The 16,331-nt window shown below is 59.0% G+C and carries 13 protein-coding genes; 5 read left to right on the top strand and 8 right to left on the bottom strand.

The annotated features are described in order from the left end of the window. Nucleotides 1-492: 492 nt before the first annotated feature. From mnmE to rpmH, 5 genes are all read right to left on the bottom strand, one after another. Complete coding sequence (gene mnmE / locus BLR26_RS03220) at nucleotides 493-1,863, bottom strand: tRNA uridine-5-carboxymethylaminomethyl(34) synthesis GTPase MnmE (protein ID WP_093377774.1); 1,371 nt, start codon at nucleotides 1,861-1,863, stop codon at nucleotides 493-495. 83 nt (nucleotides 1,864-1,946) lie between these two features. Continuing rightward, nucleotides 1,947-3,629, bottom strand: coding sequence for a membrane protein insertase YidC (yidC, locus tag BLR26_RS03215; protein WP_045199395.1), 1,683 nt, complete (start codon nucleotides 3,627-3,629; stop codon nucleotides 1,947-1,949). A gap of 2 nt (nucleotides 3,630-3,631) precedes the next feature. Beyond that, a complete protein-coding gene (gene yidD, locus BLR26_RS03210; RefSeq protein ID WP_080764817.1) occupies nucleotides 3,632-3,877 on the bottom strand; it encodes a membrane protein insertion efficiency factor YidD in 246 nt (81 codons plus the stop codon). After that, nucleotides 3,870-4,274, bottom strand: coding sequence for a ribonuclease P protein component (gene rnpA / locus BLR26_RS03205; RefSeq protein ID WP_213604342.1), 405 nt, complete (start codon nucleotides 4,272-4,274; stop codon nucleotides 3,870-3,872). Before rnpA ends, yidD begins: the two co-directional genes overlap by 8 nt. Nucleotides 4,275-4,287: 13 nt before the next feature. After that, nucleotides 4,288-4,422 carry a 50S ribosomal protein L34 gene (rpmH, locus tag BLR26_RS03200; protein WP_002551315.1) on the bottom strand — a complete coding sequence of 45 codons (135 nt, stop codon included), beginning with the start codon at nucleotides 4,420-4,422 and terminating at the stop codon, nucleotides 4,288-4,290. A 592-nt stretch (nucleotides 4,423-5,014) separates the two neighbouring features. Between rpmH and dnaA the strand changes: the two genes are divergently transcribed. From dnaA to gyrB, 4 genes are read left to right on the top strand one after another with little or no spacing between them, the layout of a single operon-like run. Further along, complete coding sequence (gene dnaA / locus BLR26_RS03195) at nucleotides 5,015-6,532, top strand: chromosomal replication initiator protein DnaA (RefSeq protein ID WP_093377769.1); 1,518 nt, start codon at nucleotides 5,015-5,017, stop codon at nucleotides 6,530-6,532. 40 nt (nucleotides 6,533-6,572) lie between these two features. Then, nucleotides 6,573-7,676: a DNA polymerase III subunit beta gene (dnaN, locus tag BLR26_RS03190; protein ID WP_038997897.1), complete on the top strand. Its 1,104-nt coding sequence runs from the start codon at nucleotides 6,573-6,575 to the stop codon at nucleotides 7,674-7,676. Nucleotides 7,677-7,695: 19 nt separating this feature from the next. Continuing rightward, nucleotides 7,696-8,799, top strand: a complete 1,104-nt coding sequence (gene recF, locus BLR26_RS03185) for a DNA replication/repair protein RecF (protein ID WP_010222707.1) — start codon at nucleotides 7,696-7,698, stop codon at nucleotides 8,797-8,799. 4 nt (nucleotides 8,800-8,803) lie between these two features. Next, nucleotides 8,804-11,221, top strand: coding sequence for a DNA topoisomerase (ATP-hydrolyzing) subunit B (gyrB, locus tag BLR26_RS03180; RefSeq protein WP_093377764.1), 2,418 nt, complete (start codon nucleotides 8,804-8,806; stop codon nucleotides 11,219-11,221). Between the two features lie 90 nt (nucleotides 11,222-11,311). Here gyrB and BLR26_RS03175 read toward each other — a convergent pair whose 3' ends face one another. The 3 genes from BLR26_RS03175 to BLR26_RS03165 all read right to left on the bottom strand — a co-directional run bounded on the left by BLR26_RS03175 (nucleotide 11,312) and on the right by BLR26_RS03165 (nucleotide 15,188). Beyond that, entirely contained in the window at nucleotides 11,312-12,202 is an 891-nt protein-coding gene (locus BLR26_RS03175; protein ID WP_093377759.1) for a DUF2950 domain-containing protein, read from the bottom strand. A 14-nt stretch (nucleotides 12,203-12,216) separates the two neighbouring features. Further along, nucleotides 12,217-13,722: a DUF3300 domain-containing protein gene (locus tag BLR26_RS03170; RefSeq protein ID WP_093377754.1), complete on the bottom strand. Its 1,506-nt coding sequence runs from the start codon at nucleotides 13,720-13,722 to the stop codon at nucleotides 12,217-12,219. Nucleotides 13,723-13,874: 152 nt separating this feature from the next. Then, on the bottom strand, nucleotides 13,875-15,188 hold the full coding sequence (locus BLR26_RS03165; protein ID WP_093377751.1) for a sigma-54 interaction domain-containing protein: 1,314 nt from the start codon (nucleotides 15,186-15,188) through the stop codon (nucleotides 13,875-13,877). A gap of 239 nt (nucleotides 15,189-15,427) precedes the next feature. Here BLR26_RS03165 and BLR26_RS03160 point away from each other — a divergent pair, with 239 nt between their 5' ends. Further along, nucleotides 15,428-16,312, top strand: a complete 885-nt coding sequence (locus BLR26_RS03160; RefSeq protein ID WP_045199380.1) for an MBL fold metallo-hydrolase — start codon at nucleotides 15,428-15,430, stop codon at nucleotides 16,310-16,312. Nucleotides 16,313-16,331 lie beyond the last annotated feature (19 nt).

Here is a 16,331-nt window from a genome sequence, read left to right as displayed (position 1 = left end):
TAGATAGGGATAACGCACAAGTATAGGGACTTACACCCCTCTAAAGGAACCTTTTGCACAAAATTTAACCAGGCTGTGGATGAATGGCGTGCAATAGAAATTAAAAGAGAGAAATTTATTAAAGCTTTGTTTTTATGTTTATTCTTAGTCAGCCACCTTTCTGTGGATAAGGTTCTACAGGCCTTTATTTACCTTATGTACAGAGATTCAAAACCCTGTGGTCTACCGGACATGAGCGTTCTGGATAAGCGCTTTAAGCCTGTGGATTAAATGGCCAGTTACCCACAAGCGCAGTTATCTCCAGCTTTGAAGGCCAGTTATCAACGGAGCTGAAGGTGGGTTTTCCACAGGGCTTATTTCAGAGAATTGTGGATAGACACGCAGGAGTGAGTACAGCGCGAGCACTGTGGCTGTACTGACCAGGAGAGAGGATTGGTGAAAATTTGATGCTGCAGCCGGGTCCGTTGCAGACCCGGCTGTGGATAACGACCTTTACTTGCCGATGCAGAAGCTGGAGAAGATTCGCCCGAGCAAGTCATCGGAGCTGAAAGCCCCGGTAATTTCACCCAAGGCCTGTTGTGCCTGGCGTAGATCCTCTGCCAGCAGCTCACCCGCACCGGCCAGGGTCAACTGCGCACGACCGTGCTCCAGGTGCGCGCTAGCCTGGCGCAATGCCTCCAGATGGCGCCTGCGGGCGCTGAAGCTGCTTTCGGCAGTCTGTTCATAACCCATGCAGGCCTTCAGGTGCTCGCGCAGCAGCTCCAAGCCCATGTCGCTGTCCTTGGCACTGAGGGTAATGGTGACGTGGCCATCTTCGCTCTGCTCCATGGCAATGGCTTCGCCGCTCAGGTCAGCCTTGTTGCGAATCAGCGTGACCTTGGCCGGATCCGGACGCAGATCGAGGAATTCCGGCCACAGGGCAAACGGATCACTGGCTTCCGGCGCTGTGGAATCCACCACCAGCAACACCCGGTCGGCTTCGTTGATGGCCTTGAGGGCGCGCTGCACACCGATCTTTTCCACATGATCGTCGGTGTCGCGCAACCCGGCGGTGTCGACCACATGCAGCGGCATACCGTCGATGTGGATATGTTCGCGCAGGATGTCGCGGGTGGTACCGGCGATATCGGTGACAATCGCTGCCTCGCGACCCGCCAGTACGTTAAGCAGGCTCGACTTGCCGGCATTCGGCCGGCCGGCAATCACCACTGTCATGCCGTCACGCAGCAAGGCGCCCTGCCCGGCTTCACGCTGCACTGTGGATAAATTATTGCGCACGTCATCGAGCATGCTCAGCACATGACCGTCGGCAAGAAAGTCGATTTCTTCCTCGGGGAAGTCGATCGCAGCTTCCACGTAGATGCGCAGGCTGATCAATTTCTCCGTGAGGTTATCCACACGACGGGAAAATTCGCCCTGCAGCGAGCGCAAGGCATTACGCGCCGCCTGTGTAGAACTGGCTTCGATCAGGTCGGCGATTGCCTCGGCCTGGGCCAGGTCGAGTTTGTCATTGAGGAACGCACGCTCGCTGAATTCACCCGGGCGCGCCAGGCGGCAACCCAGTTGTACACAGCGCTGCAGGAGCATATCGAGCACCACCGGGCCGCCGTGGCCCTGCAGCTCCAGCACGTCTTCACCGGTGAAAGAGTTGGGCCCGGGAAAAAACAGCGCGATGCCTTCATCCAGCACCAGGCCATCTTCCGCGCGGAACGGGCCGTAATGGGCGTGCCGCGGTGTTAGCGGTTTTCCACAGATGGCCAGCCCGGCTTGTTTGGCCAGAGGCCCGGATAGCCGCACGATCCCCACACCCCCACGTCCCTGGGCGGTAGCGATGGCGGCAATGGTTTCACGCACAGTGTTCATGCTCGAAGGCCTCACGACAAAAACGACAGATAGCAAAACGCCCCACGAGGGGGCGTTTATCCACAGGTTAGCTGGCTAACCCGTCAAGCAGCGGCTTTCTTGGTAGCCTTTTCGATGCTGCGGGTGATGTACCACTGCTGTGCGATCGACAGGCAGTTGTTCACAACCCAGTACAGCACCAGACCTGCAGGGAACCACAGGAAGAAGAAGGTGAAGATGATTGGCATCAGCTTCATCACCTTGGCCTGCATCGGATCCGGCGGAGTCGGGTTCAGTTGCTGCTGGATGAACATGGTTGCGCCCATGATGATCGGCAGGATGAAGAACGGATCCTTGATCGACAGGTCAGTGATCCAGAACATCCACGGCGCCTGACGCATCTCGACGCTTTCCAGCAGAACCCAGTACAGCGAGAGGAAGACCGGCATCTGCACCAGGATCGGCAGGCAGCCGCCCAGCGGGTTGATCTTCTCTTTCTTGTACAGCTCCATCATGGCTTGCGACATTTTCTGCCGGTCATCGCCATGCTGCTCTTTGAGGATTGCCAGTTTCGGCGCAACGGCACGCATGCGCGCCATCGAACGGTAGCTGGCAGCCGACAGCGGGAAGAACAGACCTTTGATCAGCATGGTCAGGACGATGATCGACCAGCCCCAGTTGCCGAGCAGGCTGTGGATATGTTGCAGCAGCCAGAAGATTGGCTGGGCAATGAACCACAGGATGCCGTAGTCGACGGTCAGTTCCAGACCTGGGGACAACTCTTTGAGCTTCTCCTGGATCTTGGGACCGGCGTACAGCATGGTGCTGGTTTCGCCTTTACCACCAGCGGCAACGTTCAGTGCCGGGCCGGTGAAACCGATGATGTAGTTGCCCTGGCTGTCTTTACGGGTCTGAACGATGTTGTTGTCAGACTTGTTTGGAATCCAGGCTGTTACAAAGTAGTGCTGCAGCCAGGCAACCCAGCCGCCGGTAACATTTTCTTTCAGATTTCCCTTGTCGATGTCTTTCATCGACACCTTTTTGTAGGGCTCCGAACTTGTCCACAGGGCCGCACCGAGATAAGTCGCGGTACCGGTTGCGGTGCTCGAGGAAGGATCCGAGCTCGCGTCGCGCTTGAGTTGCGCGAACAGGTTACCGGTCCAGGGCTGGGCGCTCTGGTTGTCGATCAGGTAGGTGACGGTCAGGTCGTACTCACCGCGCTTGAAGCTGAAGCGCTTGATGTAGTTGACGCCGGCATCGCTGAACTTCAGGTCGACGACCAGTTGGTCCTGACCATCGGCCAGTTGGAAACTTTTCTGATCAGCGGCATACAGCGGACGGCCGGACGAACGCGCATCCGGGCCGTTGGCGCCAGTCAGACCGCTCTGTGCCAGGTAAGTACGCTCGCCACCGTTGTCGAACAACTGGAACGGAATGTCCGGATGATCCTGGCGGCGTGGGTATTTCGGCAGCGTCAGCTGGGCGATATCACCACCGTTTGGATCGATAGCCAGATCGAGGACATCAGTCTTGACCCGAATCAGGTCCTTGCTGACCACTACCGGGGCAAGTTCTGCTGGGCTGGATTCAGCGTTGGCGCTCGGTACATCGGCGCTGGCGCCAGTGTTACCGGCCTGCGCGGTGTCCGGCAGGGCCGGGGCAACGTTGCTGGCAGCAGTATTCTGAGTCGGCAGGGCAGCCTGGCCATAGTCCTGGTTCCAGTTAAGGACCATGACGTAGGACACGATTGCCAGGGCGACGATCAGGATCGTGCGTTTAATATCCATGATTACTCGGCTATCGAAGAAGTACGGGAAGAGGAGGCAGGTGGAACCGGGTCAAAACCACCGGCATTCCACGGATGACAACGCCCCAGGCGACGAACGGTAAGCCACCCGCCGCGTAAAAGGCCATGTGTTTCGATGGCTTCGTACGCATAGCAGGAGCAACTGGGGTAGAAACGACAGTGACTGGCCATCAGTGGACTAATGGCATAGCGGTAAAACTGGATCGGAACGAGCGCCAGTTTACGCATCTTGACTGTCTACCCCCACAGAGTCGGTGTTAACCACTGGAGCGGGCCGACTGCGTGCAAGGCGCTTCCAGAGCTTGCCAAAATGTTGGTGCAATTCTGGGTTTTCAATCTCGCCCAACCCTTTGCGCGCGACGATCACGATATCCCAACCAACAAGCGAATGCTGGTTCAGGCGAAACGAATCGCGCATCAGGCGTTTCAGGCGATTGCGTTGAACGGAGAGCTTGACGCTCTTTTTCCCGATCACAAGCCCCAGGCGGGGATGATCAAGACCGTTCTCGCGAGCAAGGATCAGCAGGCATTTCCCTGGAACCTTGCCGGTTGGGGAGTCGAAGACCGCTTTGAAGTGTCGGGGAACAAGCAGACGCTTTTCCCGACTGAAGTCCTGACTCACCACCAGTGCCGAAAAATCAAACTGCCAGGCGCTTACGGCCTTTGGCACGGCGACGCGACAGAACGGCACGACCGTTCTTGGTGGCCATACGGGCACGGAAACCGTGAGTGCGAGCGCGCTTGATGGTGCTTGGTTGGAAAGTACGTTTCATGGCGTGTTACCTGGTTCGTCGACAACGGGCCGGAATGGCCCCCGTTTTAAGAGACCGGCGATTCTAGAGAAAGCAGGGCCGTAGGTCAATTTCCAACCAGCTTTTCCTTATGGACGGAAAATCGGCTTCGTTCCAGGCACCGCTCGGGGTGTGCTGACAGGTTGCGAGTAACGGATCACTTAAACATAGAAAAAAAGAGAGGACTTATTTAAAGCTTTTTAGTGAATCTTATAAAGCTTATGTGGAAGATTTCTGTGGATAACACGCTACAGCCCTTTAAATATCGTATGTACAGAGAAAAGAAACTCTGTCGAGAAGAGGTGCTCTGACTGTGCTGTAGCCTCGGAAAAGCTGTGGATCAAATGGCCTGTTATCCACAGGCGGGTTATCCACCGATTTCGACCCCCAGTTGTGCAAAGACCTCAGGGTCGGTTATCCACAGGGCTTATTCACAAGCTCAAAACGACATTTTGGTCACTAAACTGCTGATTTATCGCCATCCTCAACGCAGCTGCATGTGGATAACTGCGCTGGCGCTGGGTACAATGGGCGCTTGTTTTTGCCTCACCGGCTTTCAACTCAGGGGATATCCGTGTCAGTGGAACTTTGGCAGCAGTGCGTGGAGCTTCTGCGCGATGAACTGCCTGCCCAGCAATTCAACACCTGGATCCGTCCGCTACAGGTCGAAGCCGAAGGCGACGAGTTGCGCGTCTATGCGCCTAACCGTTTCGTTCTCGACTGGGTCAATGAAAAGTACCTGAGCCGTCTGCTCGAGCTGCTGGGTGAACACGGCAACGGTATTGCGCCTGCCCTTTCCTTATTAATAGGCAGCAGACGCAGTTCGGCACCACGTGCCGCACCCAATGCGCCGCTGGCTGCAGCCGTCGCCGCCTCGCAGGCCCAGGCTGCCCAAACCGCGGTGGTCAGCGAACCGGTCGCCGCACCTGTTGCAGCGCCGGCACCGGTGGCAGAAGTCGAGCAAGCGCCTTCGCGTGACAGCTTCGATTCCATGGGCGAGGCCAACGCCGCGCCAGCTCCAAGTGGCCGCACCGAACAACGCACCGTGCAGGTCGAAGGTGCGCTCAAGCACACCAGCTACCTGAACCGCACCTTTACCTTCGAGAACTTCGTCGAAGGTAAGTCCAACCAGCTGGCCCGCGCCGCGGCCTGGCAGGTTGCCGACAACCCCAAGCATGGCTACAACCCGCTGTTCCTGTACGGCGGCGTGGGCCTGGGTAAAACGCACTTGATGCATGCTGTGGGTAACCACCTGCTCAAGAAGAACCCGAATGCCAAGGTGGTGTACCTGCACTCCGAGCGTTTCGTCGCCGACATGGTCAAGGCGCTGCAGCTCAATGCCATCAACGAATTCAAGCGCTTCTACCGTTCGGTCGACGCGCTGCTGATCGATGACATTCAGTTCTTTGCCCGTAAAGAGCGTTCCCAGGAAGAGTTTTTCCATACCTTCAACGCCCTGCTCGAAGGCGGCCAGCAAGTCATTCTGACCAGCGACCGTTATCCGAAGGAAATCGAAGGCCTGGAAGAGCGCCTGAAGTCGCGCTTTGGCTGGGGCCTGACCGTTGCGGTAGAGCCTCCGGAGTTGGAAACCCGGGTAGCGATCCTGATGAAGAAGGCCGACCAGGCCAAGGTCGACCTGCCCCACGATGCGGCTTTCTTTATCGCCCAGCGTATTCGCTCGAACGTGCGTGAACTCGAAGGCGCCCTGAAGCGGGTGATTGCTCATTCACACTTCATGGGCCGCGACATCACCATCGAGCTGATTCGCGAATCGCTCAAGGATCTTCTGGCACTGCAGGACAAACTGGTGAGTGTGGATAACATCCAGCGCACCGTTGCCGAGTACTACAAGATCAAGATCTCCGATCTGTTGTCCAAACGTCGTTCCCGTTCGGTAGCCCGTCCGCGGCAGGTCGCCATGGCCTTGTCCAAAGAGCTGACCAACCACAGCCTGCCGGAGATCGGCGACGTATTCGGCGGCCGCGATCACACCACCGTGTTGCATGCGTGCCGCAAGATCAACGAACTCAAGGAATCCGACGCGGATATCCGCGAGGACTACAAGAACCTGCTGCGGACTCTGACGACTTGATGAACGTCAGCGCAGCTTATTAAAGGCAAGGGACTAGACCATGCATTTCACCATTCAACGCGAAGCCCTGTTGAAACCCCTGCAACTGGTCGCAGGCGTCGTCGAGCGCCGCCAGACCTTGCCGGTACTGTCCAACGTACTGCTGGTGGTACAGGGTCAGCAATTGTCGCTGACCGGTACTGACCTGGAAGTGGAACTGGTTGGCCGCGTGCAACTGGAAGAGCCGGCCGAGCCAGGCGAAATCACCGTGCCTGCGCGCAAGCTGATGGATATCTGCAAAAGCCTGCCCAACGACGTGCTGATCGACATCAAGCTCGATGAGCAGAAGCTCGTGGTCAAGGCTGGCCGTAGCCGCTTCACACTGTCGACCCTGCCGGCCAATGACTTCCCGACTGTCGAAGAAGGCCCAGGCTCGCTGACCTGCAACCTGGAGCAAAGCCGTCTGCGCCGCTTGATCGAGCGCACCAGCTTCGCCATGGCCCAGCAGGACGTACGCTACTACCTCAACGGCATGCTGCTGGAAGTGTCCACCGACACCCTGCGCGCTGTCGCCACCGACGGTCACCGTCTGGCCATGTGCTCGATGCGTGCCGATATCGGCCAGGCTGATCGCCACCAGGTCATCGTGCCGCGCAAAGGTATCCTCGAACTGGCGCGCCTGCTTACTGAGCCGGATGGCATGGTCAGCATCGTGCTGGGTCAGCATCACATTCGTGCTACTACTGGTGAGTTCACCTTCACCTCGAAGCTGGTCGATGGCAAGTTCCCGGACTACGAGCGCGTGCTGCCCAAAGGCGGTGACAAGCTGGTCGTCGGTGACCGCCAGGCACTGCGCGAGGCCTTCAGCCGTACCGCGATTCTGTCCAACGAGAAGTACCGCGGCATCCGTCTGCAACTGGCCAATGCCCAGTTGAAGATCCAGGCCAACAACCCTGAGCAGGAAGAAGCGGAAGAAGAAATCAGCGTCGAGTACAACGGTAGCTCGCTGGAAATCGGCTTTAACGTCAGCTACTTGCTCGACGTCCTGGGTGTCATGACCACTGAGCAGGTTCGTCTGATCCTGTCGGACTCCAACAGCAGCGCCCTGCTGCAGGAAGCTGACAACGACGACTCCGCTTATGTTGTCATGCCGATGCGTCTGTAATTTGTCCAGCAGACTCTAGATGTCCCTCAGTCGCGTTTCTGTCACCGCGGTGCGTAACCTGCACCCGGTGACCTTCTCTCCCTCCCCCCGCATCAATATCCTGTACGGCGCCAACGGCAGCGGTAAAACCAGCGTGCTGGAAGCCGTTCATCTGTTGGGTCTGGCCCGTTCGTTTCGCAGCACCCGCCTGACACCGGTGATTCAGTACGAGCAATTGGCTTGTACTGTGTTCGGCCAGGTCGAGTTAAGTGAAGGCGGTTCCAGCAACCTGGGGATTTCGCGGGATCGGCAAGGTGAGTTCACCATTCGCATCGATGGGCAGAATGCTCGCAGTGCAGCCCAGTTGGCAGAGATTCTGCCCCTGCAACTGATCAATCCGGACAGCTTTCGCCTGCTCGAAGGCGCGCCGAAAATACGCCGGCAGTTCCTCGATTGGGGGGTGTTCCACGTGGAACCCCGCTTCATGGCCACTTGGCAACGCCTGCAGAAGGCTTTGCGGCAGCGGAACTCATGGTTGCGGCATGGTACACTTGACGCTGTTTCGCAAGCGGCCTGGGACCGGGAACTGTGCCTGGCCAGCGCGGAAATAGATGAATACCGTCGCAACTACATCAAGGCCTTGAAGCCAGTCTTTGAGCAAACCCTGAGCGATTTGGTCGAGCTCGAAGGGCTGACCCTGAGCTATTACCGTGGCTGGGACAAGGATCGCGAACTCAGTGAAGTGCTCGCCTCCTCCCTGCAACGTGATCAGCACATGGGCCACACCCAGGCCGGCCCACAACGTGCAGACCTGCGCCTGAGACTCGGCGCCCATAACGCGGCTGACATTTTGTCTCGCGGCCAGCAGAAGCTGGTGGTCTGTGCATTGCGTATTGCTCAAGGCCATCTGGTTAGCCAAGCGCGTCGCGGCCAATGTATTTATCTGGTGGATGACTTGCCGTCGGAACTCGACGACCAGCACCGCCGCGCACTTTGTCGCTTGTTGGAAGACTTACGCTGCCAGGTGTTTATCACCTGTGTAGATCAAGAATTATTGAGGGAAGGCTGGCAGACGGAAACGCCAGTTGCTTTGTTCCACGTGGAACAGGGCCGTATCACCCAGACCCACGACCATCGGGAGTGAAGGCATGAGCGAAAATCAAACGTACGACTCCTCCAGCATTAAAGTGCTGAAAGGGCTAGATGCCGTGCGCAAGCGTCCCGGTATGTACATTGGCGACACCGATGATGGTAGCGGCCTGCACCACATGGTGTTCGAGGTGGTCGATAACTCGATCGACGAGGCACTCGCCGGCCACTGCGATGACATCACCGTAATTATTCACCCAGACGAATCCATCAGTGTTCGCGACAACGGTCGCGGCATTCCGGTCGACGTGCACAAAGAGGAAGGCGTATCTGCTGCCGAGGTCATCATGACCGTCCTCCACGCCGGCGGTAAGTTCGATGACAACTCCTACAAAGTATCCGGCGGTCTGCACGGTGTAGGTGTGTCGGTGGTTAACGCCCTTTCCGAACAGTTGATCCTCACCGTTCGCCGCAGTGGCAAGATCTGGGAACAGACTTACGTCCACGGTGTTCCACAAGCGCCGATGAAAATCGTTGGCGACAGTGAAACCACCGGTACCCATATCCACTTCAAGCCGTCGGCTGAAACTTTCAAGAACATCCACTTCAGCTGGGACATCCTGGCCAAGCGGATTCGCGAACTGTCCTTCCTCAACTCCGGCGTCGGCATCCTGCTGAAGGACGAGCGCTCCGGTAAAGAAGAACATTTCAAATACGAAGGCGGTCTGCGTGCGTTCGTCGAGTACCTGAATACCAACAAGACCCCGGTCAACCAGGTCTTCCACTTCAGTGTTCAACGCGAAGACGGCGTGGGCGTGGAAATCGCCCTGCAGTGGAACGACAGCTTCAACGAGAACCTGTTGTGCTTCACCAACAACATTCCGCAGCGCGACGGTGGTACCCACCTGGTCGGTTTCCGTTCGGCGTTGACCCGTAACCTGAACAACTACATCGAGCAGGAAGGCCTGGCCAAGAAGAACAAGGTTTCGACCACCGGCGACGACGCCCGTGAAGGTCTGACCGCGATCATCTCGGTGAAGGTACCTGATCCGAAGTTCAGCTCGCAGACCAAAGACAAGCTGGTGTCCTCGGAAGTGAAAACAGCCGTGGAACAGGAGATGGGCAAGTACTTCTCCGACTTCCTGCTGGAGAACCCGAACGAAGCCAAGGCCGTTGTCGGCAAGATGATCGACGCCGCGCGTGCTCGTGAAGCTGCTCGTAAAGCGCGGGAAATGACTCGCCGCAAAGGTGCGCTGGATATCGCCGGCCTGCCGGGCAAACTGGCGGATTGCCAGGAGAAGGACCCTGCCCTTTCCGAACTGTACCTGGTGGAGGGTGACTCCGCGGGTGGTTCGGCCAAGCAGGGTCGTAACCGCAAGACCCAGGCGATCCTGCCGCTCAAGGGCAAGATCCTCAACGTCGAGAAAGCACGCTTCGACAAGATGATCTCGTCCCAGGAAGTGGGCACGCTGATCACCGCGCTGGGCTGTGGTATCGGCCGCGAAGAGTACAACATCGACAAGCTGCGCTATCACAACATCATCATCATGACCGATGCTGACGTCGACGGTTCGCACATTCGTACCCTGCTGCTGACTTTCTTCTTCCGTCAGCTGCCGGAACTGGTCGAACGTGGCTACATCTACATTGCCCAGCCACCGCTGTACAAGGTCAAGAAAGGCAAGCAAGAGCAGTACATCAAAGACGACGACGCCATGGAAGAGTACATGACCCAGTCGGCTCTGGAAGATGCCAGCCTGCACCTGGACGAATCCGCACCACCTGTTTCCGGCGTCGAGCTGGAGCGTCTGGTCAACGAATTCCGCACCGTGATGAAGACCCTCAAGCGCCTCTCGCGCCTGTACCCGCAGGAGCTGACCGAGCACTTCGTCTACCTGCCGGCGGTATCGCTGGAGCAGTTGGGCGACCACGCTGCCATGCAGGAGTGGCTGGGCAAATTCGAAGAGCGTCTGCGCACCAGCGAGAAGTCCGGCCTGCTGTACAAGGCCAGCCTGCGCGAAGACAAAGAGCGCAATGTCTGGCTGCCGGAAGTGGAAATCACCTCTCACGGCCTGGCCAGCTACGTCACCTTCAACCGTGACTTCTTCGGCAGTAACGACTACCGCACCGTCACCGCCCTCGGTGCACAGCTGAGCACCCTGCTGGGTGAAGGCGCCTACGTGCAACGTGGCGAGCGCAAGAAAGCCATCACCGAGTTCAAGGAAGCACTGGACTGGCTGATGACCGAAAGCACCAAGCGCCACACCATCCAGCGATACAAAGGTCTTGGTGAGATGAACCCGGATCAGCTGTGGGAAACCACCATGGACCCATCCGTGCGCCGCATGCTCAAGGTGACCATCGAAGACGCGATCGCTGCCGATCAGATCTTCAACACCCTGATGGGCGACGCCGTTGAGCCACGTCGTGAGTTCATCGAGAGCAACGCCCTGGCGGTGTCCAACCTGGACTTCTGATCAGCTGTAGGTTCAAAGTAAAGCAACATCATCAAGCCCGCTCACGCGGGCTTTTTGTTGTGCTGTTTTTCCTGTGTTGAGCTGTTCGGTTCAGCGCCCCTCTTCCTCGTCCTTTACTTCGCTCCAACTGCTGTCGGGGTCGAAACGGGTAATCGCGGCAGCGCGCTTGGCGCTGTCGCGGCCGAGGTCTTTCTCGAACAGTTCGCCGTCGTGGCTGATCATGAAGCTCATCACGCCCGTGTCGCCATAGTCCGCCGGCCAGGCGATCACGGCAAAGCCGCGGGTCATGTGATTACCGATCTTGTAGTCATAGGCGCCGCCCGGCGCCGAAGGGCCTTGGCCAGTGAGGATGCGATAGTGGTAGCCGTGCCAATCATCGCCCTTTGCGGTATCACCAAAAAGCGGTCCGAGCGGACTTTCTTCAACGCCCTCCTCTTGCGGCCAGTACAAACCGTCGAACTGCCCGTCGCTGCTGATGAGTTTCTGCGCGTACTCGAGTATCCCATCGTCATTGCGATCAACCTCGGCGTAATCCATCTGCGCGTCGTGATAGGCGCGCACTGATTGAATGGTCGCCAGCTCGTTGCGTCCGATGCGGCGCAGGCGGATTTCCGCGGCGCCGGCTTTGGTGTCGAATGCCCAACCGTCAGTACTGTGTCTGATGGGAATCGGGAACACCCAGGGCGTGTCGCCGACGACCAGATGTGCACGCTTCGGGTTGTCGGACTGAACCTGATTTTTTTCCTTGTAGAGGGCGAGAAAGGCATCGACATCTTTGCGATCGATGTTCTTGGTCGGGATGTAACTCTCCCAGTCGTTGCCAAGCAATTTCGCCAACAGTTGGCTATCGGCCTTTTCGCTACCAAGCGCCTGCACCAGTGCTTCGCCGGCGGCTTCGGGGTGTGGGAAATGTTCCTGAGCGTAGCTGCTGGACGTCCAGCACAGCAGCAGAATCAGCACAATTCGGCTAGCAGCATTCATGACTGATTCTCCTCTCAACGGCGACGGCCGCCACCGCCGGATTGCATCCGCGCGGGTCGTTGTACCTGGTGGCCCGCAGCGGCTGCAGATGGTCGGCTGGCGCTGCGTTGGCTGAGCTGGCCACGATTGCTTGCGATGCGTGACTGCGAAGGGTTGCGCACACCGGCCAACGCATTGTTGCGCGGTGCCTGGGCGCTAACATGTTGCTGACGAGCTTGCTGGCGTACTTGTTGGTTGCGCCCCGTTTGCTGAGGCTGGCGGTTGTTCTGCGGCGCCTGTGCTCGCTGGCGGGCCTGACCGTCATTTTTCAGTTGGCGGTCGGCAACCTGAGCGCGCTCGCGTGCGTTGCCGGACGGGTTGATGCCCTGTTTTTCCAGGCGCTGTTGGGCGCGCTCGCGGTCGGCACTCTGCACCCGTTGGCGGGCTTCAAGGTTGCTGGTTGCAGGTGCTTCGATGCCGCGCTGTGCCAGGGTTTCACGGGCTCGTGCGCGATCTTCGACCCGGGCCGGGGTGTCACCGCGGTAGGCTGTGCGCTCTGCACTGCCGGGTAAGCGTCGGTCGAACTGGGCTCGACTGGCCTGGTCGCGGTACGGGACGCCGTCGCGATACGCAGGATTATGGCGCCAGGTGTTCTGGTTGGCATCGAGCCTGCGGTTGACGTTGTTGATATTGTTGTAGCGATTGACGTTGATATCGACGTCATGATCGTCCCAGTCGCAATCCCCCCAGAGTGAATTGACGATTGCGACGCCTGCACCAAAAGCCAGGCCGGAGGCTAACGCCGTGCCGATGGCATACCCCGGTGGCGGCGGATAATACGCGGGTGGGTAGGACGGCGAGGACCAACTGCCGTACACCACGGAGGGGTTGTAGCTTGGTACGTATACAACCTGCGGGTTGGTAGGCTGGATAACGATAGTCTGTGCTGGCGCGGCACCTTGTACCACCGTGGTCGTGCCGCCTGCGGGGGCGCTTGATGGTTGCACGATAACCGTCTGCTGTTCGTTGGACTCCAGGTGCCCGGCAGCCTTGGCCTTGGCGCGCAGGCGCTGCACCGAGTTCATCACCGCGTCGGGCTGGGCGAGAAAGGCATCGCCGACGCGCTGCACCCAGACCGGGTCCTGGCCAAGTGTCGCCAGCACCTGCGGGAAAGCCACCAAGGATTGCACGCTGGGGTCCCACGGCTGCTCGGCGACCTGCTTGACCGCGGCATCACCGCTGACGTTCGGATGCGCCTTGGACCAGGCAACCGCGTCGGCGACATTGCCTGGATAGGTGGTGGCCATCAGTACCTGTGCGAGTAAAGCGTCCGGATACAACGCCAACGGTGCGAGCATTTGATCGAGCTGTTCGGTGCTGAACACCGCCTCGCTCGGCGCCGCCGGCGCGGCTGGTGTAGCCGGTGCAGCCGCTGCGGGTGCCGTAGCCGTGGCCTTGGGTTGCGCGTCCTCTTCGAAACAACCAGAAAGCGCGAGCATGGCGATGCTGAGCAGGATCGCCCGGTGAAGGCAGGAAGACATGACGATGCTCCTGTGGCAGAAAAGACAGAGCGGAACGTCAGGCGTCCTGGCACCTGGTTACCGACTCGGCAATCGACGCATGGAACGCTTTGCGGTGGGTGAGCAGTTTCAGCGTAGAAGAAAAAGCCGCAGTTGGTTGTCTTGCGTCAGTCTCAAAGACCCAGTTCGCGCAGGCGCCGGTACAAAGTGCGTTCACTCATGCCCAGGTGACGCGCCAGCTCGCTGCGTGATCCATTGAAGCTGTCCAGGGCCTGGGCCAGTTGCCCGAGGCTGTCTTTGCTGCGGCGGCTGATGCTTGGCGTCGGCTCAAGTCTCGAACCGAGCTCAGCAGGCAGGTGCTCGGCACGGATCAGTCCGTCGTCGGCGAACAGCCGCGCTCGTTCGAGGATATTACGCAGCTCGCGAATGTTGCCAGGATAGGCGTACAAGCTCAGTCGATTCATCGCATCTGGGTTGACCTTCGGTGCCGCCGCCCCTGCCATCCGTTGCAACAGGCTCTCGATCAACAACGGCAGATCGTCGACCCGTTCGCGCAATGCCGGCAAGCGGATCGGAAAACCGCTGATGCGGTAATACAGGTCTTCACGGAAGGTGCCCGCTGCAGCCATTTCCTTGAGCGGTTTGTGGGTCGCCGAGACCAGCCTGAAGTCGGAGTGAACCGTACGCAGGCTGCCGACCGGGCGAAAGCTGCCAGACTCGATTAGGCGCAGCAGTTTGACCTGCATCGCCAACGGTACTTCGCCGATTTCATCGAGGAACAAGGTGCCGCCATGGGCCGCTTCCGCCAGGCCGATCTTGCGCTGATGGGCGCCGGTAAAGGCGCCCTTCTCGTAACCGAATAGCTCGCTCTCGAATAACGACTCAGTCAGGCCGGTGCAGTCGACCACCACCAGTGGGCCGCTGGCCCGAGGGCTGCCCAGGTGCAGAGCGCGCGCAAACAACTCTTTGCCGGTCCCGGATTCACCCTGGAGCAACACCGGAATTTGCGCAGGTGCCGCGCGCTGCAGGCTGGCCAGTGCGTCCTGGAACGCCGCTGAGCGGCCGACCAAGCCTTGTTGCTGGGGCTGCGCCGAGGCGACGGTGATGCTGGTCAGGCGCTCGACGAACGCCACCACCTCACCTTGCTCATCGAGGATCGGGCGCAACTCGACATCCACATGTTCCGGCCCGCGCGGGGTGTGGTGCACATGCAGAACACGCTCGGGGACACGGCTGTCCCAGGCCTTGCGCATCGGGCAGTGTTCGCCGGCCTGGTCGCAAGGCACGGCGTAGTGATGGGACACCCGGTGGCACTTGGCGCCGATGGGCGGTTGGCCGTCGATGCCGAACTGGCGTCGGTAGGCGCCGTTGGCGGCAAGAATGTTGTAGTCGGTGTCCAGCACGATGGTCGGCTGGGCGTCGTGTTCGAGGTAGGACACCAGGGCCTGCACGGCAGGATGAGGAACAACAGTGGACGAGAAGGACATGGCGACACCTGGGCAAGCTCGGGCGAAGCTTAACTGAAGCTGCCAGGGACTGCCAAAAACTGCCAACTGCTGCCATGTCACTGCCAACTATGCTGACAGTCTGGCAGTGTTTTTCCCTACGCAGCCCGCGAACATTGGGAAACAGCCTACCGGTTCGATGGCACATATCTTGATGACAGCCTGTCCATTGCCAGCAAGGCTTGATAGCTGGCACCTGTGATGAATTCGGAGCGTGGTAAATGATCATCGGCGGCAACTTGTATGTGGAGGCACTGTTCGACAGTGTCACCTCGACCATCAGCTATTTGCTGATGGACCGGAGCAGTGGCGACTGTGCCTTGATCGACAGTGTGCTGGATTACGATCCGAAGTCCGGACGCACCAGCAGTGCTTCGGCAGACAAGCTGATCGAGCGGGTGACTGAACTGGGCGGCAAGGTCCAGTGGATTCTCGAAACCCACGTGCACGCCGATCACCTGTCGGCGGCGGCTTACCTCAAGCAGGCGCTGGGCGGCCAGATTGCCATTGGCAGCCAGATCACCCAGGTGCAGAAAGTCTTCGGTGCGCTGTTCAATGCCGATGGCGGCTTCGCCCGCGATGGCAGCCAGTTCGATGTGCTGTTCGACGACGAGCAGCCCTTCACCATCGGCAACCTCAAGGCACGTGCCCTGCACACGCCCGGCCACACGCCGGCGTGCATGACCTACGTGGTGGAGGTCGACGGGCAAAGCATCGCCTTTGTCGGCGACACGCTGTTCATGCCCGATTACGGCACCGCCCGTTGCGACTTCCCTGGCGCCAGTGCGCGCACTTTGTATCGCTCGATCCAGCGCATCCTTGCCCTGCCCGCCGAGACGCGCCTGTTCATGTGCCACGACTACCTGCCGGGTGGCCGCGAACTGCGCTACATGACCACGGTGGCCGAACAGCGCGCCAGCAACATCCACATCCGTGAAGGCATCAGCGAAGACAGCTTCGTCAGCATGCGCGAAGCCCGCGACGCCACCCTGGAGATGCCGGTACTGATCCTGCCTTCGGTGCAGATCAACATGCGCAGCGGCCAACTACCTGAACCTGAAGACAACGGAGTGCGCTACCTGAAGATCCCGCTCAACGTGCTCTGAGTTTCACCCCAGAATTATT

The sequence above is a fragment of the Pseudomonas sp. UC 17F4 genome (assembly GCF_900101695.1).
Classification (GTDB): Bacteria; Pseudomonadota; Gammaproteobacteria; order Pseudomonadales; family Pseudomonadaceae; genus Aquipseudomonas.
The sequence above is the reverse complement of the archived record's forward strand: the minus strand, read 5'-3'. Positions and strand labels throughout refer to the sequence as shown.

Coding starts and splice junctions, on each gene's coding strand:
- mnmE (WP_093377774.1), bottom strand. CDS start 1,863: ATGAACACTGTGCGTGAAACCATTGCCGCCATCGCTACCGCCCAGGGA.
- yidC (WP_045199395.1), bottom strand. CDS start 3,629: ATGGATATTAAACGCACGATCCTGATCGTCGCCCTGGCAATCGTGTCC.
- yidD (WP_080764817.1), bottom strand. CDS start 3,877: ATGCGTAAACTGGCGCTCGTTCCGATCCAGTTTTACCGCTATGCCATT.
- rpmH (WP_002551315.1), bottom strand. CDS start 4,422: ATGAAACGTACTTTCCAACCAAGCACCATCAAGCGCGCTCGCACTCAC.
- dnaN (WP_038997897.1), top strand. CDS start 6,573: ATGCATTTCACCATTCAACGCGAAGCCCTGTTGAAACCCCTGCAACTG.
- recF (WP_010222707.1), top strand. CDS start 7,696: ATGTCCCTCAGTCGCGTTTCTGTCACCGCGGTGCGTAACCTGCACCCG.
- gyrB (WP_093377764.1), top strand. CDS start 8,804: ATGAGCGAAAATCAAACGTACGACTCCTCCAGCATTAAAGTGCTGAAA.
- BLR26_RS03175 (WP_093377759.1), bottom strand. CDS start 12,202: ATGAATGCTGCTAGCCGAATTGTGCTGATTCTGCTGCTGTGCTGGACG.
- BLR26_RS03170 (WP_093377754.1), bottom strand. CDS start 13,722: ATGTCTTCCTGCCTTCACCGGGCGATCCTGCTCAGCATCGCCATGCTC.
- BLR26_RS03165 (WP_093377751.1), bottom strand. CDS start 15,188: ATGTCCTTCTCGTCCACTGTTGTTCCTCATCCTGCCGTGCAGGCCCTG.
- BLR26_RS03160 (WP_045199380.1), top strand. CDS start 15,428: ATGATCATCGGCGGCAACTTGTATGTGGAGGCACTGTTCGACAGTGTC.